This window comes from Streptomyces sp. CNX435, from assembly GCF_059570575.1.
Genome location: NZ_JCANTA010000016.1, coordinates 54,951 through 76,867 on the forward strand (window position 1 = coordinate 54,951; position 21,917 = coordinate 76,867).

A 21,917-nucleotide genomic window follows, 5' to 3' on the forward strand; every position below is an offset into this window, starting at 1 on the left:
GCAGTTCACGAAAAGCGGTCTAGCTTCCTACGGCGGCGCAGCTATCCCGCAGCATCCCGGTACGAGGTGGGAGGACCATGCGACGTAGGGGAAACGTCCTACGCTGGGCGGCCGGCGCATCGGCCGTGGCAATGACGGCAACGCTCCTGGCAGGAGCCCAGGCCGTGGCGGGGCCGCCGGACGGCGGCCCGCTCGCGGCCGGCCAGCCGCCGGGCCAGGCGGCGGCCACGGTGCTCGTGTTCACCCGGACGGACGGTGACCAGCACCCGGTGACCCAGGCGGGCGTCGAGGCCATCGAGGCGATCGGCGCCCAGGGGCCGGAGACGTTCACGGTGACCGTCACCGAGGAGGTGACGGACTTCACCGACAAGAATCTGGCCAAGTACAACGCGGTCGTCTTCCTCTCACCGGGCAGCGATCGGCTCAACACCATGCAGGAACAGTCGTTCCAGCGCTACATCGAGGCCGGCGGCGGTTTCCTCGGGATCCACGACGCGGCCCGCTCCGAGCCGGAGTCCGACTGGTTCACGGGCCTCATCGGCAGCCGCCCCGCCGGCACCTCCGGCGACGCCCAGGAGGCCGTCGTCGAGGTCGGCGACCGGCTCAACCCTGCCTCTAAGGACCTGCCGCTGGAGTGGTCGCGCAGCGACGTGTGGACCAACTGGGAGACCAACCCCTCCGGCAGCGTGCACACCGTCGCCCGGGTCCGGGAGAACTCGTACGAGCCGGGCGCGAGCGCCAACGGCGCGGACCACCCGATCTCCTGGTGCCGCGACTACGAGGGCGGGCGCTCCTTCTACACCGGCATGGGCGGCACCGCCGCCGGCTTCGCCGAGGAGGACTTCCGCACGCACCTGCGCGGCGCGCTGCTGTGGACCACCCGCCAGGCACAGGCCGACTGCCAGGCCGGCATCACCGCCAACTACGAGGCGACGCGGCTGACCCAGCCCAACCAGGCGGACCAGCTCGACCAGATCGGCGAGCCGCACGGCATCGACATCGCCGAGGACGGCAAGGTCTACTACATCGGCCGCGGCGGGCGCTGGTCCGGCGCCCCCGTCGACGTCGACTGGACCAGCGCGGAGATCGGCAAGGGCCCGGGCACCATCCACGTGTGGGACCCGGCCACCGAGCAGGTGACCGAGGTCGGCACCCTCGACGTCTTCGGCAACAAGGGCGGCGGCGACGAACTGGTCAAGGTCGAGGAGGGCCTCCTCGGCCTCGCCCTCGACCCGGACTTCGCCACCAACGGCTACGTCTACCTGCACTACACGCCGCACTCCGGCGTCGACCGCGACGCGCGCATGGCCGAGCGGCGGGTCTCCCGCTTCACCATCGACCAGGCGACGCAGAAGCTCGACACCGGCTCCGAGAAGGTGCTGCTGTCCTGGCCCGTCCAGGTGCACAGCTGCTGCCACTCCGGCGGCGACATGGAGTGGGACTCCAAGGACAACCTGTACATCGCCACCGGCGACAACAACTCCTCGCGGTTCAGCGACGGCTACTCCGGCAACAACCCCGAGCCCGAGTTCGGCGGCGTGTCCTTCGCCGACGCGCGCCGCACCGCGGGCAACACCAACAACCTCAACGGCAAGATCCTGCGGATCCACCCCGAGGCCGACGGCACGTACACCATCCCCGAGGGCAACCTCTTCACCGGTGACGAGGGCGACGGCAACCAGGCCAGGCCCGAGATCTACGTGATGGGCGTGCGCAACCCGTCCCGCATCGAGGTCGACGAGCGCGACTGGCTGTACGCCGGCTGGGTCGGCCCGGACGCCGCCGAGCCCAGCACCACCTGGGGGCCGGCGAAGTACGACACGTTCGCCGTCATCACCAGCGCGGGCAACCAGGGCTGGCCGTACTGCATGGGCAACAAGCAGCCGTACCGCGACCGCAACCTGCCCGACCCGACGCAGCCGCTCGACTGGTACGACTGCGACAACCTCAAGAACACCTCGCCCAACAACGACGGACTGACGGACATCCCGCCGGCCCGCGCCAACAACATCTGGTACTCGCCCCAGGGCGGCGGCCCCGACTACCCGCGCAACGCGGACGGGCTGCCCAGCTACGACATCGGCGAGGCGCAGTACCGGCTGCCCTGGCTCAAGGGCGGCGGCCAGGCGGCCATGACCGGTCCCGTCTACCGCTACGACGCCTCCTCCAGCAGCGCGGTCAAGTGGCCGGAGTACTGGGACGACAAGTGGTTCGTCGGCGACTTCTACGACCAGGACCAGCCGCGGCACGCCGTGGTCATGGACCCGGCCAACGCCGGTGACGGCGGGCTGCCCGTGCACGCCGAGTCGCTCGACGCGATCATCCCGGTGGGCGAGGGCGGCATCCGCAACCTGATGGACTGGAAGTTCGGCCCGGACGGCGCGCTCTACGTGCTCGACTACGGCCGAGGCTTCTTCAACGCCGACTCGGCGTCCGCCCTCTGGCGGGTGACGTACCAGGGCGGGCCGGCGACGCCCCAGCCCGACGACCTGATCGCGAAGGGAAGCCGATGAGATCCGGAGCTCTGACCGCGGGAGGACTGCGGCGGGCGCTGATCAGCGTGGTGGCGGTCTGCCTGGCGCTGTTCGCGCCGGGCGTCCTGCCCGCCGCCGACGCGGCGGTCGCCGACGAGCCCAGGGCGGCGCAGACGCTGACCTGGACCGCGGGCGACAGCGTCACGGAGTACACGTCCGCGCCCACGACGGCGGCGGCCGGGGAGACGACCATCGTCTTCGAGAACAGCGCCGCCACCGGCAACACCACCGGCATGGCGCACACGCTCACGTTCGACACGTTCACCGACGGATACAACAAGGACGTCGACCTCAACCTGCTGGCGTCGCCGAGCGACCAGAACGGCGGCAAGTGGGAGGCGACCGTCACCCTCACGCCGGGCAAGTACCGCTACTTCTGTGCGATCCCGGGCCACGGCACGATGTTCGGCGAGTTCACCGTCACCGACGGCGGCGGTGCGGACACCACGGCGCCCGAGGCGGCGGCCGAGGTCACCGGCGAGCAGGACGCGGACGGCGCGTACCTGGGCAGCGCGACGACCACGCTGTCCGCCACCGACGACTCGTCGGGGGTCGAGACCATCGAGTACGCCCTGGACGGGGCCACGGACTGGACCCCGTACGAGGCGCCGATCGTGGTGGACACCCTCGGCGAACACACCGTCAGATACCGGGCCACCGACAAGGCGGGCAACACGTCCGAGGAGAAAACGGTGACCTTCACGGTCGCCGAGGCCGGGGACGACACGTCGCCGCCGACGGTCACCGCCTCCGTCGGCGGTGAACAGAACGACGACGGCGCGTATCTGGACATGGCCATGGTCACGCTGGAGGCGGCCGACACCGGCGGCTCGGGTCTCGACAAGGTCGAGTACGCGGTCAACGGCGGCGACTTCCAGGCGTACACCGAGATGGTGCACATCCAGACCGTCGGCGACCACACCGTCAGCTACCGCGCCTCCGACAAGGCGGGCAACTCCTCCGAGGTCGGGACGGTGACCTTCACGGTCGTCGAGAAGTACCCCAACCCGGACCCGGTCTGCCCGGAGATGGACTCCCGTCCGATCGTCTTCATCGGCGAGTACGACACCCACGTGCCCAACCGCGTCACCGCGAGCGGCTGCACGATCAACGAGCTGATCGAGGACGAGAAGGCGTGGGATAAGCAGAAGGCGTTCCTGGACCACGTCGGGGACGTCACCGACAAGCTGTACGCGGACGCCGTCATCAACGGCGAGGAGCGCGAGACGATCCTCGACACGGCGCGGGATTCCGGGATCGGCACGCCGGGCCAGAACGACGGCTACACGCCGATCTTCACCGGCACCGAGAACTCCTTCTCGAAGTGGGAGCAGGTCGGCGGCGGCAGCTTCCACCTCAACGGGGACGGCTCGATGACGAGCGGGACGACCGTCGACGGAATGGGCATGCTGTGGTACCCGCAGGCCCAGTACGGCGACTTCTCGCTCAAGCTGCAGTGGCGCGACGACGCGCCGGGCGACGGGCGCACCAACTCCGGCGTCTTCGTCCGCTTCCCGGACGTACGTGACCACCCGGACGAGTCGCGGCCGGAGTGGGTGGCCATCAAGTACGGCCACGAGGTGCAGATCTTCGACTCGGAGGCGGGCGACCAGTACAAGACCGCCTCGCTCTACGGCTTCGACCGCGTCGACCACGGTGCGGCCGGGGTGACGCCGAAGGGCACGTGGAACGACTACGAGATCCGGGTGGTGGACCAGCACTACGAGATCTACCGCAACGGCGTGCTCCTCAACGAGTTCGACAACTCCCCGGGGCAGCTCTTCGAGCCGCCGCGCGACGACGACCCGGGGACCGACGGCCGCCAGCACGCGGAGGGCTACATCGGCCTCCAGGTGCACGGCACCACGGACGTGGTCTCGTTCCGCGACGTCCGGATCAAGCCGCTGTGACCGCGTGACGTATACGGTCGGCTGACTGTCGAGACCCCGGTGGGGGGCGGTGGCGTACACCGCCTCCCACCAGGCGTGTTCGGGGGTGTTCCAACCGGAGCCGGGGCCGAAACGCCTGTTCGCCACGAGATCGAAACGGCCCGGGTGCGCGTACCTCGGTGGGATAGTCGGTCCGTTCGGTGTCTACGGTCCCGAAGGAAGGTGATGGCCCGTGGTGTTCGCCATGGGATTCTCCGAATACGGAGGCCCCGAGGTGCTGCGCCGCCTCGACGTCGAGGTGCCGGAGCCGGCCGCCGGCGAGGTGCGTATCCGCGTCCGGTGCGCGGGTGTGAACCCGCTGGACTGGAAGCTGCGCAGCGGGCAGCTGGCCGCCTTCCGGCCGCTGACGTTCCCGTACGTCCTCGGCACCGAGGCCGCGGGCGTCGTCGAGGCCGTCGGCGCGGACGCCGGCCCGTGGCGGACGGGCGACGAGGTGCTCGGGCCGGTGGCCGCGGGGTACGCGGTGCGGACGCTGGCCCGCGCCGACCGGCTCGTCGCGAAACCGCCGGGGCTGCCGTGGGAGCTGGCCGGCGGCCTGCCGGCCGCGGCGGAGGCCGCGTACCGCACGCTGACGGCGCTGCGGGTGGCCAAGGACGACACCCTGCTCGTGCACGGCGCCGCGGGCGGAGTGGGCAGCCTGGCGGTGCAGTTCGCGGTCTCGGCGGGGGTGCGGGTGATCGGCACGGCGAGCCCGGGCAACCACGACTACCTGCGCTCGCTGGGCGCGGAGCCGGTCGCGTACGGGGAGGGCGTGGGCGCGCGGGTACGGGAGCTGACGCCGGGCGTGGACGCGGTGCTGGACGCCGCCGGGCGCGGGGTGCTGCCGGAGTCGGTGGAGCTGGCGGGCGGGCCGGAGCGGGTGCTGACCCTCGCGGACGCGGCGGGGGCGCGGGCGGCCGGCGTGCGGTTCTCCCGGCTCGCGGACGGCGAGGACCAGCATGTGGCGGGGATCGAGCGGGCGTTGGCGCTGTACCGCGACGGGCGGCTGCACCTGCCGGTGTGGCGGGCCCTGCCGCTGGCGGAGGCGGCGGACGCGCACCGCGCGAGCGAGGAGGGGCACTTGCGCGGCAAGATCGTGCTGGTGGCGGACGACTGACGGCCAGCGGGTGCGGCTCCGCCGCGGGGCGGCTGGGGGTGGGGTGGGCGTGAGGCCGGGTCAGCGGGCGAGGTCGAAGGCTGTCGTCGGGTGCGGCGTCCCGTGCGGCTTCGCCGCGGGGCCCGCGGGCACCGTCGCACCCGCGGCCGGGAGCAGACTCGCGGCCGGGAGCGGCATCCCGGCTACGGCCGGAACCGCAGCCGGGGTCGCGGCCACGGGTCCCGCTACCGCCGGTTCCACCGCCGCCGGGGGCACCCGCGCAGGGCCCACCGCCGCCACCGCCAGGTCCGTCGTCGGCTCCGGGCGGGACAGCAGGACCACACCGCGGGTGGCCAGGGCCGTCGCCGTCAGCGCCACCGCCACGCCCAGCGCCCCGCCGCTCAGTCGCTCGCCGAGCAGCGTGAGGCCGACCGCCGCGGACACCGCCGGGTTGACCAGCGTCGCGGTCGCCAGCGGGGCGCCGAGGCCGCCGCGGTAGGCGGCCTGCGAGAGCATCAGACCGGCCGGGGCGAGCGCCGCCACCGCCAGCCCCGTCAGCACCGTGAAGGCGTCGGGGCCGGGCCGTACCGCGACCGTCTGGGTCAGCACCGAGCCGGCGCCGAAGGCGATCCCCGCGGCCGTGGCGTACGCGATGCCGCCCGCCCGCGGCCCGGCGCCGCGGGCCACCGCGCCGAGCGCGACCAGCGCCGCGGCGGTGGCCGCGACCGTGCCGAGCACCTGCACGGGAGCGAGCACCTCGATGCGCCCGCCGCCGCGGACCAGCACCAGCACCCCCGCCAGACCCGCCATCGTCAGCGCCGCGCCCCGCCACCGCACCGCGCCGACCCGCCGCCGGCCGGCGCCGTCCGCGCCGCCGCGCAGCGCGGCCTGCAGCGGCAGCGCGAGGACCAGGGTGAGCGCGCCGAGCGGCTGTATCAGGGTCAGCGGCCCGTACCGCAGCGCCAGGACGTGCAGCGCGGCGCCCGCCACGTTGAGCCCGACGGACAGCCACCACGAGCCCCGCGCGAGCGCCGCCCACACCCCGGCGCCGGCCTCCCGGTCCGTCGCCCCCGCGACCCGCTCCTGCAGCACGGCGGCCCCCGCGTACGCGGCGGCGGACGCGAGGGCCAGCACCAGTGCTGTCGCGAGGCCGTTCATGGCGTTCATCCCCTCCGGTGGTCGAGCCCGTCCCCCGACGGTACGGAACGTTGCGGACAGATCCTGTCCGCAAGTTCGCGCCGCCGTCGTTTTCTTGGACCGCTCGCGCCGCCCGAACTCATCGCCGGGGACGTCGGCTCACTTGATCGCCCCCCTCATGAACCCGTTGTAGATGTAGCGCTGGAGGAAGAGGAAAACGGCGAGGGTCGGCAGGATGACCAGGATCGTGCCGGCCGAGATCGTCTCCCAGTGCGCCCCGTACGGGCCCTTGAAGCGGAACAGGGCGGTGGACATCGTGCCGAGGTCGTCGGAGGGCATGTAGAGGAACGGGATGTAGAAGTCGTTGTAGACCGTGACGCCCTTGACGATGACGACCGTCGCGATCGCCGGCTTGAGCAGCGGGAAGATGATCTTCCGGTAGATCGTGAAGGAGTTGGCGCCGTCCAGCCGCGCGGACTCGTCGAGCGAGATCGGTATGGACCGGATGAACTGCAGGAAGATGTAGATCGAGACGATGTCCGTGCCCATGTAGAGCACGATGGGCGCCAGCCGGCTGTTGACCATCCCGAAGCTGTCGACGATCTGGAAGGTCGCCACCTGCGTGGTCACCCCGGGGACCATCGCCGCCACCAGGAAGAGCCCCACCACCAGCGAGCGGAACCGGAACCGGAAGCGGTCGATGGCGTACGCCGTCATCGAGCCGATGATCACCGTGCCGGCGATCGCGAAGAGCAGGATGACCGCGGTGTTGGCGAACGCCGAGAGCATCCGGCCGTCCTCGAAGGCCGTCGCGTAGTTGTCGAAGTTGAGGAGGTTGCCGGGGAGCGAGAGCGCCCCGCCGTCGTCGGCCATCTCCTCCGGGGTCTTCAGCGAGGTGAGGAAGACCACCAGCAGCGGCAGCACCACCACCACGGCGGCCCCGACCAGCGACAGATATGTCAGCGTGCGCGAGACGACGGCCGTTCTCATACCAGGTCACCCGCCTTGTCGTCCGGCGCGAGGGTCCGCTGCACCCAGGTCACCGCGAGCACGATCAGCAGCAGCACCACGGCCGCCGCCGAGGCCAGCCCGGTCTTGTTGAACTGGAACGCCAGGTCCACCGTCTGGATCACGAACGTCTCGGTGCCGGTCGCGCCGCCCGTCATGATGTACGGGATCTCGAAGACCGCCAGCGAGCCGGAGATCGCCAGGATCACGCTGAGGCTGATCACCGGCCGGATACCGGGCGCGATGATGTGCCGGAACTGCTGCCAGCGGTTCGCGCCGTCCAGCTCGGCGGCCTCGTACAGCTCGCCCGGGATGGACTGGATCGCACCCAGGAACAGCACGAAGTTCAGTCCCATGAAGCGCCAGACCGACACCCCGGCCAGCGAGACGTTGGCGGAGGTGGAGTCGCCGAGCCAGGCGCGGTCGGGCTCGTCGCCGAAGAGGCCGAAGAGCGCGTCCAGGGTGCCGCCGTCCTGGAAGAAGTAGAGGAAGACGAAGCCGATGGCGACGCCGTTCACCAGGTAGGGGAAGAACAGGATGCCCTTGAAGAAGTTTCTGAAGCGGACGTTGAAGCTGAGGACCGTCGCGAAGTACAGCGCCAGCGCGATCTGCACCGCCGAGGCGGCGAGGTAGTAGCCGCTGACGAAGAAGACCTCGAACAGCTCGGTGCGGGTGAACAGGTCGGCGTAGTTCTCCGTGCCGACGTAGTTCAGCTCCGGGCTCAGCCCGTCCCAGTCGGTGAAGCTGTACGCGACCATGTTGGCGACGGGCGCGTACGTGAACGTGATCAGCAGCGCCAGCGGGGCGGCGAGGAACAGCCACGGCACCACACCGCCCCTCAGCCGGCGCCTCAGCGCACTCACCGGTAACCCAGCTCCTCCGCGGCGCCCGTCCAGCGCTCGGAGAGGTCCGCGAAGAGGTCCTCGGGGCTGCCGTCCTTGGCGCCGCGGGCGATGTCGACCAGCTCCTGGCGGTAGTCGGGGTCGTCGATGCCGACCTCCGAGGCGTCGTCCAGCTCCTTCAGCTCCGCGCCCTTGGACTGGTCCAGCTCCAGCAGTCGCACGCCCTGCTTCTCGTACTCGGCGAGCACGTCGGGCAGCGGGGCGTCGCGCAGGGTGGAGATGTTCAAGTTGTCCTCGGGGTAGCCGGACTTCTCCGCGAACCAGTCGACCCAGGCGCGCGCGGCCTCCTTGTGCTCGGAGTGGATGCTCACGGCCTGCTGGTAGTCGGGGGAGAGGCCGGCGCAGAACGTGCCGTCGACCTGGTGCGGGAATGGCATGAAGCCGATGTCGTCGGGGTCCGTGCCGGCCTGCTCGGCGGCGTCGCGCACCTGGACGACGGCCCAGGAGCCGAGGAACATCGTGGCGATCTCGCCCTTGGCCATCTGCGGCTTGGAGCCCTCCCAGTTGGTGGTGGTCGGGTCCTTCTCGGTCAGGTCCTGGTCCACGATGTCGTACAGCAGCTCGTCCACGGTGCGTACGGTGCCGCCCTCGGCGAAGGGGTCGCCGTCGACGACCTTGACGTCCGCCTGCTCATCGCAGCTCGCGGAGGACTGCGCGGCCCACCACTGGGCCAGCGGCCAGGCGTCCTTGAAGTTGGTGTAGTACGGGACGGCGTCGGTCCGGTCCTTGATGGCCTTGAGGTCGTCGAGGAACTCCGCCGGGGTGGTGGGCCACTCGGTGACGCCGGCCTGCTCCCAGACGCGCTTGTTGTAGACGAAGCCGGGAATGCTGCCGTAGATGCTGACGCCGTAGACCTCGCCGTCGACCGTGGAGTAGTCGGTGAAGCGGAACTTGTCGCTGCGCTCCGCCTGCTTGCCCAGCGAGGCGAAGAAACGGGGGTAGTCGTTCTTCTTCACGGTGCCCGGGATCATGAGCACGTCGCCGTAGTCGTCCGAGTTCATCCGGGTCTTGACTTCGCCCTCGTAGTCGGTGACCCCGTCGAACTCGACCTTGACGTTGGGGTACGTCTTACGGAACTCGGCCGCGTACTCGTCCATCGTGCCGTCCTCGACGAGGTCGGTGCGATGCGTGATGACCTCGATCGTGCCGGACACCTTGTCCGGGTCGTCGACCGCCTTCGCCTCCTTCTTCTCCGAGGAGGCCCCGCTGCCCGTGCAGCCGGCGGTCGTCGCGAGTGCGGCGGCCAGCAGCGCACCGGCGAGCGCCCTTCCCTTCATCGTCACCATCTCCGTCCCTGAGCCCGGCCCGTGGTACTTAACCGGTCGAGTGAAGGCCCCTTTTCTTGCCGAGGACCTTCCCGTAGCCCGGCTGTGACGTCAACCTCTCCGACATAGAAGGAACTAGACCGGTTTATGGACAGGCTTGGGAGAGGGGGCTACGTTGGCGCGGGACCCGAGATTGGAGCAGCCATGAAGGACGTCATCCCGCTCACCGAGGGCTGGACCCTGTGGCACGGCGGGGACCGGTTGCCCGCGCGGGTGCCGGGCTGCGTCCACACGGACCTGCTCGCCGCCGGCGCCATCCCCGACCCGTACCTCGGCACCCACGAGAAAGACGTCGCCTGGGTCGGCCGGCGGGACTGGACGTACGAGACGGAGATCGAGCCTTACGACGGGCCGCACGAGCGCACCGACCTCGTCTTCGACGGCCTCGACACCGCCGCCGCGCTCCGCCTCGCCGGCGAGCCGCTGGGCGCCGTCCGCAACATGCACCGCGGTTACCGCTTCGACGTCACCGGCCGCTCCGGCCCGCTCACGGTGGCCTTCACCTCCGCCTACGCCGAGGCCGAGGCGGTACGCGCCCGGACGGGCGACCGGCCCAACGCGTATCCCGAACCCTTCCCGTTCATCCGCAAGATGGCCTGCTCCTTCGGCTGGGACTGGGGCCCGACGCTGGTCACCGCCGGCATCTGGCGCCCCGCCCGGCTGGAGCGCTGGAGCACCGCGCGGCTGGCCCGGGTGCGCCCGCTGGTGACGGTCGACGCCGACGGCACCGGCCGCGTCGAGGTGCACCTCGACGTCGAGCGCACCGCCGCGGGCGCGCACCGCCCGCTCACCGTCCGCGCCAGCGTCGGCGACGCCGAGACGACGGCGGCGGTGGCGGGCACGGACGCCACCGTCGAACTCACCCTCGCCCGCCCCGAGCTGTGGTGGCCCCGCAGCCACGGCGGCCAGCCCCGCTACGCGCTGGAGGTCACCCTCCACGACGGCGCCTCCGCCACCGGCCCGCTCCTGGACGCCTGGACCCGCCGCGTCGGCTTCCGCACCGTCCGTCTCGACACCGCCGCCGACGCCCACGGCTCCCGCTTCACCCTCGTCGTCAACGGCGAGCCCCTCTTCGCCCGCGGCGTCAACTGGATCCCCGACGACGCCCTGCCGTCCCGCATCACCCCCGCCCGCTACCGCGAGCGGCTGCGGCAGGCGGCGGACGCGGGCGTCGACCTCGTACGCGTCTGGGGCGGCGGCATCTACGAGAGCGACGACTTCTACGCGGCGTGCGACGAGCTCGGCCTCCTGGTGTGGCAGGACTTCCCGTTCGCCTGCGCCGCCTATCCCGAGGACCAGCCGCTGCGCGGCGAGGTCGAGGCCGAGGCCCGCGACAACGTCGTGCGCCTCATGCCGCACCCGTCGCTGGTGCTGTGGTGCGGCAACAACGAGAACCTGTGGGGGTTCCGCGACTGGGAGTGGGAGGAGCGGCTCGCCGGCGACTCCTGGGGCGAGGGCTACTACCTCGGCGTGCTCCCGCGGGTCGTCGCCGAGCTGGACCCCACGCGCCCGTACTGGCCGGGCAGCCCCTGGTCCGGCTCCTGGGCGCACCACCCCAACGACCCCGCGCACGGCAACCACCATGACTGGGAGGTGTGGAACCGCGCCGACTACACCGACTACCGCGCCGCCGTCCCGCGCTTCGTCGCCGAGTTCGGCTGGCAGGCGCCCCCCGCCTGGGCCACGCTGCGCCGCGCGCTCGGCGACGGCCCGCAGCTCGCCGCGGCCTCGCCCGCCATGCTCCACCACCAGAAGGCCGACGATGGCAACGGCAAGCTGGAGCGCGGCCTCGCCCGCCACTTCGCCGTCCCGGACGGGACCGCCGACTTCGCCCGCTGGCACTACCTGACGCAGGTCAACCAGGCCCGCGCGATCGCCGCCGGCATCGAGCACTGGCGGTCGCACTGGCCGGTATGCGCGGGCACGGTCGTCTGGCAGCTGAACGACTGCTGGCCGGTCACCTCCTGGTCCGCCGTCGACGGCGACGGCCGTCTCAAGCCGCTCTGGCACGAGCTGCGCCGCCTCTACGCCGACCGGCTGCTGACCGTACGCGAAGAGGACGGCGGCGGACTGGCGGTGGCCGTCGTCAACCAGGGCGCCGAGCCCTGGTCCGGCACCCTCGTGCTGCGCCGCACGGCGGTCGACGGCGGCGTGGTGGCGCGGGCGGAGGTCCCGTTCGCCGCCGGGCCGCGGGCGGTGGCCGTCGTGCCGGTGCCGGAGGGGCTGGCGCCGTCGGCCGCGTCGGCGAAGGAGCTGCTGGTCGCCGAGGCGGACGGGCTGCGGGCGCTGCACTTCCGCGTGCGGGACAAGGACTTCGCGTACCCCCGTCCGGAGTTCGGCGTCGCGGTGGTACGCCCCGGGGCGGCCGACCCCGATAGGGTCGACGTCGTGGTCACCGCCCACACCTTCGTACGAGACCTGCTGCTGCAGCCCGACCGGCTCGACCCGGCCGCCACCGCCGACCGGGGTCTGCTGACGCTCCTGCCCGGCGAACGCGCGACCATCGCCGTCCGCGGCTGGCCCGCGCCCGCGGCACCCGCGGCGCCCGCGGATCCCGGGGCGCCGGCCGGCGACGACGGGGACGACCCGGCCGTCGCCGCCGTGCGCGCCGCGCTCTTCTGCGTGGAACCCGCGTGAGCGTCGGCCCACCGGCCAAGGTGACGATCAAGGACGTCGCCGCCCGCGCCGGGGTCTCCAAGGGGGCCGTCTCGCTGGCCTTCAACAACCGCCCCGGCCTCGCCGACGCCACCCGCGCCCGCATCTTCGCCGCCGCCCGCGAGCTGGGCTGGGCGCCGAACCTCGCCGCCCGCTCGCTGTCCAGCTCCCGGGTCGACGCCGTGGGCCTGGCGATCTGCCGCCCGGCCCGGCTGCTCGGCCTGGAGCCGTTCTACATGGAGTTCGTCTCCGGCATCGAGAGCGTGCTCGCCGAGCAGTCGTGCTCGCTGCTGCTGCGGCTGGTCCGGGACCTGGACGAGGAGGTGGCGCAGCTGGCGCGGTGGTGGCAGTCCAAGCAGGTCGCCGGGTCGATCCTGGTGGACTTCCGCACCGACGACCCGCGGGTGGCGGCGGTCGGCGCGCTCGGCATGCCGGTGGTCGCCGTCGGCCACCCCTCGCTGACCGGCGGCTTCCCGTCGCTGTGGACGGACGACGCCACCGCCGTCACGGAGGCCGTGCGCTACCTGGCCGCCCTCGGCCACCGGCGCGTCGCCCACGTCGGCGGCGCCGCGGAGCTGGGCCACAGCGTGATCCGTACGGCCGCCTTCGAGGCCGCCGTCCGCGAACTCGGCCTGGACGAGGGCCGGCAGACGGCCACCGGGTTCTCCGGCGAGGACGGCGCCCGCGCCACCCGTACCCTGCTGGCCTCCGCGCGGCGGCCCACGGCGATCCTCTACGACAACGACATCATGGCCGTCGCCGGGCTGTCGGTCGCCGCCGAGATGGGCCTGTCGGTGCCGGCCGACCTCTCGCTGCTCGCCTGGGACGACTCCCAGCTGTGCCGGCTCACCCACCCCACGCTCTCCGCGATGAGCCACGACGTGCACGGCTTCGGCGCCGAGGTGACGCGGGCGCTGTTCACCCTGATGACCACCGAAGCGGCTGAGTCCCGCCAGGTGCCGACCCCGGCCCTCACCCCGCGCGGCTCCACGGCCCCCCCGCCCTGAGCGCGGCGCTCGCGCCGAGGCGGTGCCGTGCCCCGGAGCCGCACCCGGCCGCCTCGCCGGACGGGGGCGGCAGCCCACGTACCGCCCGGGGCCACAATGGCACCGTGACCTCCCTGCTGGACGACGAGTCCGTGCTGCCGCCCGGTCCGGTGCGGTTCCAGCTCGTGCTGCTGCGCCGCATGCAGGACTTCCAGCCGGAGCTGGTCGCGGAGGCGCTGCGCGCCCTCGGCGTGCCGCGGGCCGCGATGCGCGAGGCGAACCGCCGCTGGCAGGGCCGGCTGCGCGCCCGCGGCGGCCGGGCCCCGGGCGTCGCGCGGGACCGGGACTTCGCCGCGCTGCTCGGCCCCGCCGAGTCGGTGGCGCGGCGCGCGTACGGCGACACGGCGCTGGACGTGCACGTCTGGCGGGTGCCGCTCTGGCCCGACCTGCGGTTCGAGGCGACCTGCGGGGTGGGCGGCGTGGCGCTCAACGCCTGGCTGGTACGGGCCCCGGAGGCCCCCGGCCCCGAGCTGCGTACGCTCGCCGACCTGGCGCCGTGGGGGTGCACCGTCGACGAGGCGGCGCGTGCGTTCCCGCCCGCGCGGCTCCGCGAGGACTCCGCCACCCACCGCTTCGCGCTGGCCTTCACCGCCCCGGACGCGGCCGGCGAACCCCACGCGTGCACGGCGGAGTTCGCCTGGGGGCTGCTCCAGCGGTGGACCGTCGATTAAGCAGCGCTTACCGATCCGTTCAACGAATTCTCGCTGGTGCTGCACAGTCTCGGGCGGCGAGACTGAGAGGCATGATCACACCGGACACCAAGGACTGGACCTGGGTCCTGGACCGCCCCTGCCCCGAGTGCGGATTCGCGGCGGCGGAGATACGGGCGCGGGACGTTCCCGGGCTGATGCGGACGTGCGTCGTGCGCTGGACGCAGATCCTGGCCGACGAGCCGGCGCGGCTGCGCGCCCGGCCCCGGCCCGACGTCTGGTCGGCGCTGGAGTACGCCTGCCACGTCCGCGACGTGTTCCGGTGCTACGACGAGCGGCTGCACCTGATGCTCACCGAGGACGACCCGTACTTCCCCAACTGGGACCAGGACGCGACCGCCGTCGCGGACCGGTACGGCGAGCAGGACCCGCGCCGGGTCGCCGACGAGCTGTCCGCCTGGGGCGAGACGCTCGCCGAGCACTTCGACGAGGTCGAGGGCGTGCAGTGGGAGCGCGGTGGGTCGCGCAGCGACGGGGCGGTGTTCACCGTCGACACCTTCGCCCGCTACTTCGTCCACGACGTGGTGCACCACCTGCATGACGTGGGGGCGGAGCCGGTTCCGCCGGGGGCCGGGGGATGAGGAGGGTTTTCTGGGGGCTTCGCCCCCAGACCCCCTGCCGCGGGTGAACCAGCGGCCCGCCCTCGAACACGGCCGAGTGGCCCGTACGGATGGCTACGCAGAGTGGCGATCAGAAGCGATACGGAAGCGGCCGGAAGCGCCTGATTGCAGCCAGGTCACGGCAGTGGCCTAGACCTGTTCCGGAGAGGCGCCCCTCGGTAGGCTGACGCCCAGCGCACGCTGGATGATCTTCATCTGGCCGTAAACCAGCGCCGAGGACAAAGGGGTTCAACAGTGAGGACAGTACGGTTGATCAGTGCCGGCGCGGCGGCCTCTGCGCTGGTACTGGGGCTTACGGCATGTGGTGACGACGGGGGCGGCAGCTCGGACGGCTCGACCACCATCAAGCTGGTTGCGGCAGATTACGGGGACAAGGCGTCGAACGCGTCCAAGGTCTACTGGGACGACGTCGCCAAGCGCTTCGAGGCGAAGAACAAGGGCATCAAGGTCGATGTCCAGGTGATCAACTGGAACGACATCGACGCCAAGGTCAAGACGATGATCCAGGGCGGGAACGTCCCGGACATCCTGCAGACCGGCGGTTACGCGGACAAGGTCGCCGACGACCTGCTGTACGAGGCCGACGAGGTGCTCTCGCCGAAGACGAAGTCGAACCTCATCGAGTCGTTCGCCAAGGCGGGCGAGGTCGACGGTACCCAGTACGGCATCCCGTTTGTCTCCTCGGCGCGGCTGATGTTCTACAACAAGGAAGTCCTCGACAAGGCCGGCGTGGAGGTCCCGAAGACCTGGGACGACGTCGCCGCTGCGGCGGAGAAGATCAAGGACGAGAAGGCCGCCGAGATCCCCTACGCGCTCCCGCTCGGCCCGGAGGAGGCCCAGGGCGAGACGATGATGTGGGAGCTGGGCAACGGCGGCGGCTTCACCGACGCCGAGGGCAACTACACCATCGACAGCAAGCAGAACGTCGAGACGTTCGACTGGCTGCAGGAGAACCTGGTCGGCCCCGGCCTGACGTACGAGAACCCCGCCACCACCGACCGCAAGACGGCCTTCGCCGACTTCGCCGCCGGCAAGGTGGGCATGCTCAACGGCCACCCGAGTTTGATCCAGATGGCCGAGGACGGCGGCGTCGACTACGACGTGGCCCCGATCCCCGGCAAGGACGGCCCGCTGGACTCCACCCTCGGCGTCGCCGACTGGATGATGGCGTTCAAGGACGGCGGCAAGCAGGAACAGATCAAGAAGTTCCTGGACTTCGCGTACTCCAAGGAGAACACGCTGAAGTTCGACGAGATGTACAACCTCATGCCGGTGACCACGGACACCCTTGAGGACATGCAGTCGAGCGGCAAGCACAAGGACCTGGAGCCGTTCTTCGAGGTGCTGCCGGCCGCCGAGTTCTACCCGCTGGGCAACACCAGCTGGGACGCGGTCTCCGCGGAGATCAAGAAGTCGGGTGGCAAGGCCGTGTCCGACGACCCGGGCGACGTGCTCGGCGAACTGCAGCAGACGGCCGAGGACACCGCCGCCGACATGGGCGAGTGACACCCGGGACGGGAACTGACCGGCCCGGTGACCGTACCGGGGCGGACCGCCGCACCGTAAGCCGCGCGGCGGCCCGCCCCCGTCATCCGGTCGCCAGGGCGTCCCCGTACCCGCGGCGCGCGCACCTGGTGTGCCGCAAACCCTGAGCCCAAGCGCGGTCCCCCGGGCCGCCGCACCCCGCAAGGAGTCCCCCCGTGCCCGTCACGGTCAAGGAGCCCGCGGCCGGTACCGGCCCCGGGCCCGGCGGGCGGAAGACCGGGCCGCAGCGCCGCCGTCGCGGCGGCATCGCCCGGCTCGGCCCGCTGCCCTGGATCGCCCCCGCCGTCCTGCTGATCGTCGTGGTGGTCCTGTGGCCCATCTACGAACTGATCCGCACCTCGTTCCTCAACATCAGCATCAGCGGCTTCGTCCGCGGCTCGGCCGGCACCGAGAAGTACAGCCGGCTCTTCGACGAGTCCGGCTTCGGCAGCGTGCTGACGATGACAGTGGTATGGACCGTCGCCGTCGTCGGCGTCACCATGCTCCTCTCCCTCGGCCTCGCCCAGCTGTTCAACAAGCCCTTCCCGGGCCGCACCGTCACCCGCTGGGCGCTCATCGCGCCGTGGGCCGCGTCGGTGCTGATGACCGCCATCGGCTTCCGCTGGATGCTCGACCAGACCGCCGGCGTGCTCAACACCCTGATGATCGACCTCGGTCTGATCGACGGGCCGAAGGACTGGCTGGGCGATCCCGTGACCGCCTGGCCGTGGATGATGTTCGTCGCGGTCTTCGTCTCGCTGCCGTTCACCACGTACACGCTGCTCGCCGGGCTGCAGACCATCCCGCACGAGGTGTACGAGGCCGCCCGCATCGACGGCGCCAACACCCGCCAGACCTACTGGCGGGTGACCGTGCCGCTGCTGCGGCCGGCGTTCCTCGTCGGCTTCGTCATCAACCTCATCAACGTCTTCAACTCGTTCCCGATCATCTGGGCCATGACCAAGGGCGGGCCCGGCAGCGACACCGCCACGACCACGGTGTTCATGTACCAGCTGAAGGACACCGACATCGGCGAATCCGCCGCGATGTCCGTGGTCAACTTCGCGATGGTCGTCGTACTCGTCCTGATCTTCCTCAAGGTCAGCCGCTGGAACAAGGAGGACGCATGAAGGTCTCCGCGCCCTCAGGCACACCTGACGACACCGCCGACAAGACCGCCGACAAGAAGGCCGTCGACGCCGGCGGCAGGGGCGCCCGCGGCGGCAAGGGCGCCGCCCGGCCGCGCAGGAAGTACGGCCCGCGCACCCTCGTCACCGCCGCGAGCGCCTGGATGCTGGCGGTCATCTTCCTCGCGCCGTATCTGGAGATGATCATCACGGCGCTGCGGCCGAAGGACGAGCTGCGCGACCGTACGTACCTGCCCACGTCGTTCGAGTGGAAGAACTTCACCGACGCCTGGAAACAGTCCACGCTCGCCGACAACCTCCAGGTCACCCTGCTGATCGCGGGCGGCGCCACGCTGCTCGTGCTGCTGGTGTCGCTGCCGGCCGCGTACTACACGGCGCGGGTGCGCTACCGCGGGCGCAAGGCGTTCCTGCTGCTGGTGCTGGTCACCCAGATGTTCCAGCCCACCGCGCTGCTCATCGGCCTCTACCGGCAGTTCCACCAGCTCGACATGCTGAACTCGACGTGGACGCTGATCCTGGCCAACGGCGCGTTCAACCTCGCCTTCGCGGTCTGGATCCTCACCGCCTACATCTCCTCCATCCCGGCGGAGCTGGAGGAGGCGGCGATGGTGGACGGCACCGGGCGCATCGGCGCGCTGTTCCGGGTGACGCTGCCGCTGGCCATGCCCGGCGTGGTCACGGCGCTCATCTTCACGTTTATCGCGACCTGGAATGAGTTCGTGATGGGCCTGACGCTGATGACCGAGCCGGAGAAGCAGCCGCTGACCGTCGGCATCAACAACTTCATCGGCAACTACACCGTCGAATGGAACTACCTCTTCGCGGCCTCGGTGGTCGCGATCCTCCCGGTCGTCGTGCTCTTCGCCTTCATCGAGCGGCACGTCGTCTCCGGGCTGACGGCCGGTTCCGTGAAGTAGGCCCGCGGTCCCCTGGGTACGCGGCCGTACCCGCACCCCGCACCCCGCCCGCCGGCGCTCCCGGCCGGCGGGGTGCGGCGTACCGCGGCCGGGCGAGGGTGGGTGCGGGCGCCGCTGCGCCGGACGGGCGAGATACACCGGCGCTCCCGCGTTTCCTCGCTACAGCGCGCAACGACGCCGGTAATTTCGACCGATGCGACGAGTTATCACACAAACAGGTGCGGCTACGGCCCTGTGCGTCGCCCTCGTCGTCTCCGGCGGGAACGCCCCGCTCGCCGCCGGCCACCCCGATCCGGGCACGGACGGCAAGGGCGGGGTACGGGCGGTGCGCGGCACCGTCGACCGGCTGTTCCGGGACGCCGCCGCGGCCACCGAGCGCTACGAGACCGCCCGCCGGGCGTCCGCCGTACAGCGCGCCAAGGTCACCGGGCTGGAGCGGGCCGTACGCGCCCAGCACCGCCGGCTCGTCGTGCTGCGCGGCCGGATCGGGCAGCTCGCTGCCCGCCAGTACCAGTCCGGCGGCCTCGGCCCCACCGCCCGGCTGCTGCTCTCCCGGTCCCCCGAGGACCTGCTCGACAAGGTCTTCGTGCTCGACCAGGGCCAGCGGGCCGCGGCCGGCCTCTACCAACGGATCGAGCAGGCCGAGCGCCGGCTCGCGGACGAACGCGACCGCCGGGCCGCCGCGCTCGCCGACCTGCGCGCCCAACTGCGCACGCAGGCGCGCGTGAAACGGGTCATCGAGCGGAAGCTGGAGCGCGCGCACGACCGGCTGGAGCGGCTGCAGGCCGCGCAGGGCGCCCCCGCCCGCGGCGCGCACTGCGCGCACAGCGAGCGCACCCGGGCCGTGACGCTGAGCGCGGACGGCAAGTCGCTGGCGGGGCGCAGGTGGACGGCGCCGGTCGCCGGGCACACCATCACCTCGCGCTTCGGCCAGGCCGGCGGCATGTGGGCCGGCCGGCACACGGGCCTGGACTTCGCCGTCGACGAGGGCAAGCCGGTCGGCAGCGTGGGCTACGGGATGGTGTACGAGATCGGCTGCGACGACGCCTTCGGCAACTCCGTCACCGTCCTGCACGACGACGGCTACTACACCTTCTACGCCCACCTCTCCGAGATCCGCGTGGAGCCCGGCGAGCGGGTCTTCCCCGGCGGGTACCTCGGCCTCGCCGGCAGCACGGGCAACTCCACCGGTCCGCACCTGCACTTCGAGGTCCGGGTGACGCCGCAGTTCGGATCGGGGATCGACCCGGAGCCGTGGCTGCGCGGCAAGGGCGTGCACGTCGGCAGGGGGCCGGAGAAGTAGCCGGTTGGATCCTACTGCTGGGGCTGCAATCCGCCCGTGATCCGCTCGTGCTCCTCGTCCGACACCGGCTCACCGGAGGCCGGCAGCAGCTGCGGGATGCCGTCGAGCACCGGGTAGCGGCGCCGCAGCCGCGGGTTGTACAGCGCGTCGCCGGAGTCCAGCAGGGTCAGCGGGCCCTTGTCGAGCGGGCAGACGAGGATCCTCAGCAGCGGGTCGTCGGGCTTCACGGGACGGGTCCTCCACGGTCGGGGGTCGGTACGGGTACGGGCGGCAGGGCGGCGGGCTGCCGTTCCGGCGGCCCGGGTGCGGAGTCCGGTGCCTCGGCCGGGGCCGGCTCGTCGTGCCGCGGCAGCGTCAGCAGCACCGACACGGCCAGCGCGATCCCGCCCAGCCGCAGCAGCAGCCGCGGCACGTCGTCCGGCAGCGGCTCGCCGAAGACGAACGTGCCCGCGGCGACGGCGTGCACGCAGTTGGCCGTCGTGCACACCGGCACGATCAGCGAGGCCCGGCAGCGCTGCAGCGCCGCCTGCGACATCACCAGCCCCGCCGCCCCGGTGAACACCAGCGTGTACGGGTACGGCGAGGCCAGCAGGTCCCCCGCGGTGCCGAGCAGGTCCGAGCCCGACACCAGACCCGAGACGCCCTTGATCGTCAGCGAGCTGACCCCGTACAGGAAGCCCACCCCGACCCCGTACGCGATGCCCGTGGTCGGGACCCGGTGCCGCCGCTTGGCGCGCAGCTCCGCCGCCAGGTACAGCCACACCCCCGCGGCCAGCGACGGCAGCGCGATCAGCAGGAACCGCCCGGCCGGCGCCGACTTGCTGACCGTGTCGGCCTCGCTGTCCAGCGACAGCACGATCATCGCCAGCGAGAGCAGGATCGCCCCCACCCCGGCCATCTCGCGCACGCTCAGCCGCTCGCCGAGGAACCGCGACGACAGCAGGATCAGCAGCACCAGACCGGAGACCAGGATCCCCTGCGCGGCGGCCAGCGGCAGGGTGCGGTAGCAGAGGACCTGGGCGGCGAAGCCGAGCCCCAGGCTGAGGCAGCCGGCGAGCCACAGGGGGCTGGACACCAGCACCCGCACCATCTGGGCCGGCCGCTTCACGCTCAGCGCGGGCAGCGCCGACAGCGCCCGCTTCTCCAGGACGAACCCGCAGCTGATGAAGACGTTCGCCAGCAGCGCCGCGGCTACCCCCCACCACATCGTCTACTCCCGCCTGGCGTGGACGAGCAGGATCGAGGCCAGTGACGGCGCCCGGCACGCGACGCGGTCGAACGGCCGCAGCGGCCGGGGCACGTCGTGGTACGGCGCGCCGGCCACCTTCTCCACCGTAAAGCCGGAAGCGCCGAGAAAGCCCCGGAGTGCGCGGGCCGTGTACAGCCGCAGGTGCCCGACGACCTGGCTGCCCGGCCGGCCGTGGATGCCGCGCAGGCTCACCTCGGAGAACACCGGCTGCACGCCGGCCAGCAGCAGCGCGCGGTTGTACCAGGCGGCCAGGTTCGGGGTGGAGAGCAGCAGGTGGCCGCCGGGCCGCAGCACGCGGCGCAGCTCGTCCAGCGCGGCGTCCGGGTCGACCAGGTGCTCCACGACCTCGCTGAAGAGCACGGCGTCGGCGCTGCCGTCGGCCAGCGGCAGCCCCGCGGGCTGCCCTTCGCCGCCGGCACCGCCGTCCGGCAGCCCGCCGCGGACGACGTGGACCGGGGTGCCGGGGGCCGCTTCGCGGGTGCGGGCCCGGGCGCGGCGCAGGGCGTCGTGCGACCAGTCGACGGCGACGATGCGCTGCCCGCCGGGGCGGCGCCCGTCGAGCACCCCGGCGGCCACGGCCGCGGCGGAGCCGTCGCCGCACCCCACGTCCACGACCACCGCGGGCGCCGCGCCGGTACGGAACGGACCCAGGGCGTCCGCCAGCATCCGCGCCTGCCGCCGGCTGCGGGCGTCGCCGGAGGCGACGGGCACGGCGGGGTTCTCGTAGAACTCCCGCAGCGAGGCGGGCGCGTCGGCGGCGCCCCGCGCGCCGGGCCGGCTCATGCGGCCACTCCGCGCGGCGCGCGGCGACGGGA

The 21,917-nt window shown here is 72.1% G+C and carries 18 protein-coding genes; 11 read left to right on the forward strand and 7 right to left on the reverse strand.

Going from position 1 to position 21,917, the window contains the following annotated elements; translation table 11 throughout:
• Positions 1-164: 164 nt before the first annotated feature.
• The 3 genes from T328_RS24195 (at position 165) to T328_RS24205 (ending at position 5,579) form a co-directional block, all read left to right on the forward strand.
• Positions 165-2,513, forward strand: a complete 2,349-nt coding sequence (locus T328_RS24195; RefSeq protein WP_496498254.1) for a ThuA domain-containing protein — start codon at positions 165-167, stop codon at positions 2,511-2,513.
• Positions 2,510-4,444 carry an OmpL47-type beta-barrel domain-containing protein gene (locus T328_RS24200; protein WP_496498255.1) on the forward strand — a complete coding sequence of 645 codons (1,935 nt, stop codon included), beginning with the start codon at positions 2,510-2,512 and terminating at the stop codon, positions 4,442-4,444. The genes T328_RS24195 and T328_RS24200 overlap by 4 nt, the downstream gene beginning before the upstream one ends.
• 214 nt (positions 4,445-4,658) lie before the next feature.
• Complete coding sequence (locus T328_RS24205) at positions 4,659-5,579, forward strand: NADP-dependent oxidoreductase (RefSeq protein WP_496498256.1); 921 nt, start codon at positions 4,659-4,661, stop codon at positions 5,577-5,579.
• A gap of 60 nt (positions 5,580-5,639) precedes the next feature.
• Here the strand turns inward: T328_RS24205 and T328_RS24210 are convergent, their stop codons facing one another.
• The 4 genes from T328_RS24210 to T328_RS24225 form a co-directional block, all read right to left on the reverse strand.
• A complete protein-coding gene (locus T328_RS24210) occupies positions 5,640-6,725 on the reverse strand; it encodes a DMT family transporter (protein WP_496498257.1) in 1,086 nt (361 codons plus the stop codon).
• A 129-nt stretch (positions 6,726-6,854) separates the two neighbouring features.
• Positions 6,855-7,685: a carbohydrate ABC transporter permease gene (locus T328_RS24215; RefSeq protein ID WP_496498258.1), complete on the reverse strand. Its 831-nt coding sequence runs from the start codon at positions 7,683-7,685 to the stop codon at positions 6,855-6,857.
• Positions 7,682-8,566, reverse strand: coding sequence for a carbohydrate ABC transporter permease (locus T328_RS24220; protein ID WP_496498259.1), 885 nt, complete (start codon positions 8,564-8,566; stop codon positions 7,682-7,684). The genes T328_RS24215 and T328_RS24220 overlap by 4 nt, the downstream gene beginning before the upstream one ends.
• The gene (locus tag T328_RS24225) at positions 8,563-9,882 is read right to left on the reverse strand and encodes an ABC transporter substrate-binding protein (protein ID WP_496498260.1); all 1,320 of its coding nucleotides are present in this window, start codon (positions 9,880-9,882) and stop codon (positions 8,563-8,565) included. The genes T328_RS24220 and T328_RS24225 overlap by 4 nt, the downstream gene beginning before the upstream one ends.
• 192 nt (positions 9,883-10,074) lie before the next feature.
• On the opposite strand from T328_RS24225, the gene T328_RS24230 reads away from it, so the two are divergent.
• From T328_RS24230 to T328_RS24265, 8 genes are all read left to right on the forward strand, one after another.
• Positions 10,075-12,567: a glycoside hydrolase family 2 protein gene (locus T328_RS24230; RefSeq protein WP_496498261.1), complete on the forward strand. Its 2,493-nt coding sequence runs from the start codon at positions 10,075-10,077 to the stop codon at positions 12,565-12,567.
• A complete protein-coding gene (locus T328_RS24235; RefSeq protein WP_496498262.1) occupies positions 12,564-13,592 on the forward strand; it encodes a LacI family DNA-binding transcriptional regulator in 1,029 nt (342 codons plus the stop codon). Before T328_RS24230 ends, T328_RS24235 begins: the two co-directional genes overlap by 4 nt.
• 104 nt (positions 13,593-13,696) lie before the next feature.
• The gene (locus tag T328_RS24240) at positions 13,697-14,302 is read left to right on the forward strand and encodes a hypothetical protein (RefSeq protein ID WP_496498263.1); all 606 of its coding nucleotides are present in this window, start codon (positions 13,697-13,699) and stop codon (positions 14,300-14,302) included.
• 71 nt (positions 14,303-14,373) lie between these two features.
• A complete protein-coding gene (locus T328_RS24245; protein WP_496498264.1) occupies positions 14,374-14,922 on the forward strand; it encodes a DinB family protein in 549 nt (182 codons plus the stop codon).
• A gap of 288 nt (positions 14,923-15,210) precedes the next feature.
• On the forward strand, positions 15,211-16,467 hold the full coding sequence (locus T328_RS24250; RefSeq protein ID WP_496498265.1) for an ABC transporter substrate-binding protein: 1,257 nt from the start codon (positions 15,211-15,213) through the stop codon (positions 16,465-16,467).
• Between the two features lie 194 nt (positions 16,468-16,661).
• Entirely contained in the window at positions 16,662-17,615 is a 954-nt protein-coding gene (locus T328_RS24255) for a carbohydrate ABC transporter permease (protein WP_496498266.1), read from the forward strand.
• Positions 17,612-18,550: a carbohydrate ABC transporter permease gene (locus T328_RS24260; RefSeq protein ID WP_496498267.1), complete on the forward strand. Its 939-nt coding sequence runs from the start codon at positions 17,612-17,614 to the stop codon at positions 18,548-18,550. Before T328_RS24255 ends, T328_RS24260 begins: the two co-directional genes overlap by 4 nt.
• A gap of 193 nt (positions 18,551-18,743) precedes the next feature.
• A complete protein-coding gene (locus T328_RS24265; RefSeq protein ID WP_496498268.1) occupies positions 18,744-19,853 on the forward strand; it encodes a murein hydrolase activator EnvC family protein in 1,110 nt (369 codons plus the stop codon).
• An 11-nt stretch (positions 19,854-19,864) separates the two neighbouring features.
• On the opposite strand, the gene T328_RS24270 is transcribed toward T328_RS24265, so the two are convergent.
• Genes T328_RS24270 through T328_RS24280 form a run of 3 tightly spaced genes read right to left on the reverse strand, consistent with a single transcriptional unit; the run spans position 19,865 to position 21,885 of the window.
• Entirely contained in the window at positions 19,865-20,080 is a 216-nt protein-coding gene (locus T328_RS24270; protein ID WP_496498269.1) for a Trm112 family protein, read from the reverse strand.
• Entirely contained in the window at positions 20,077-21,060 is a 984-nt protein-coding gene (locus T328_RS24275) for a DMT family transporter (RefSeq protein WP_496498270.1), read from the reverse strand. Before T328_RS24275 ends, T328_RS24270 begins: the two co-directional genes overlap by 4 nt.
• Before the next feature lie 3 nt (positions 21,061-21,063).
• Positions 21,064-21,885: a class I SAM-dependent methyltransferase gene (locus tag T328_RS24280; RefSeq protein ID WP_496498271.1), complete on the reverse strand. Its 822-nt coding sequence runs from the start codon at positions 21,883-21,885 to the stop codon at positions 21,064-21,066.
• Between the last annotated feature and the right edge of the window lie 32 nt (positions 21,886-21,917).

What these genes read in the sequence shown, in the direction of transcription:
- T328_RS24200 (WP_496498255.1), top strand. Translation starts at nt 2,510, where the DNA reads ATGAGATCCGGAGCTCTGACCGCGGGAGGACTGCGGCGGGCGCTGATC.
- T328_RS24210 (WP_496498257.1), bottom strand. Translation starts at nt 6,725, where the DNA reads ATGAACGCCATGAACGGCCTCGCGACAGCACTGGTGCTGGCCCTCGCG.
- T328_RS24215 (WP_496498258.1), bottom strand. Translation starts at nt 7,685, where the DNA reads ATGAGAACGGCCGTCGTCTCGCGCACGCTGACATATCTGTCGCTGGTC.
- T328_RS24225 (WP_496498260.1), bottom strand. Translation starts at nt 9,882, where the DNA reads ATGAAGGGAAGGGCGCTCGCCGGTGCGCTGCTGGCCGCCGCACTCGCG.
- T328_RS24230 (WP_496498261.1), top strand. Translation starts at nt 10,075, where the DNA reads ATGAAGGACGTCATCCCGCTCACCGAGGGCTGGACCCTGTGGCACGGC.
- T328_RS24245 (WP_496498264.1), top strand. Translation starts at nt 14,374, where the DNA reads ATGATCACACCGGACACCAAGGACTGGACCTGGGTCCTGGACCGCCCC.
- T328_RS24260 (WP_496498267.1), top strand. Translation starts at nt 17,612, where the DNA reads ATGAAGGTCTCCGCGCCCTCAGGCACACCTGACGACACCGCCGACAAG.
- T328_RS24265 (WP_496498268.1), top strand. Translation starts at nt 18,744, where the DNA reads ATGCGACGAGTTATCACACAAACAGGTGCGGCTACGGCCCTGTGCGTC.
- T328_RS24275 (WP_496498270.1), bottom strand. Translation starts at nt 21,060, where the DNA reads ATGTGGTGGGGGGTAGCCGCGGCGCTGCTGGCGAACGTCTTCATCAGC.
- T328_RS24280 (WP_496498271.1), bottom strand. Translation starts at nt 21,885, where the DNA reads ATGAGCCGGCCCGGCGCGCGGGGCGCCGCCGACGCGCCCGCCTCGCTG.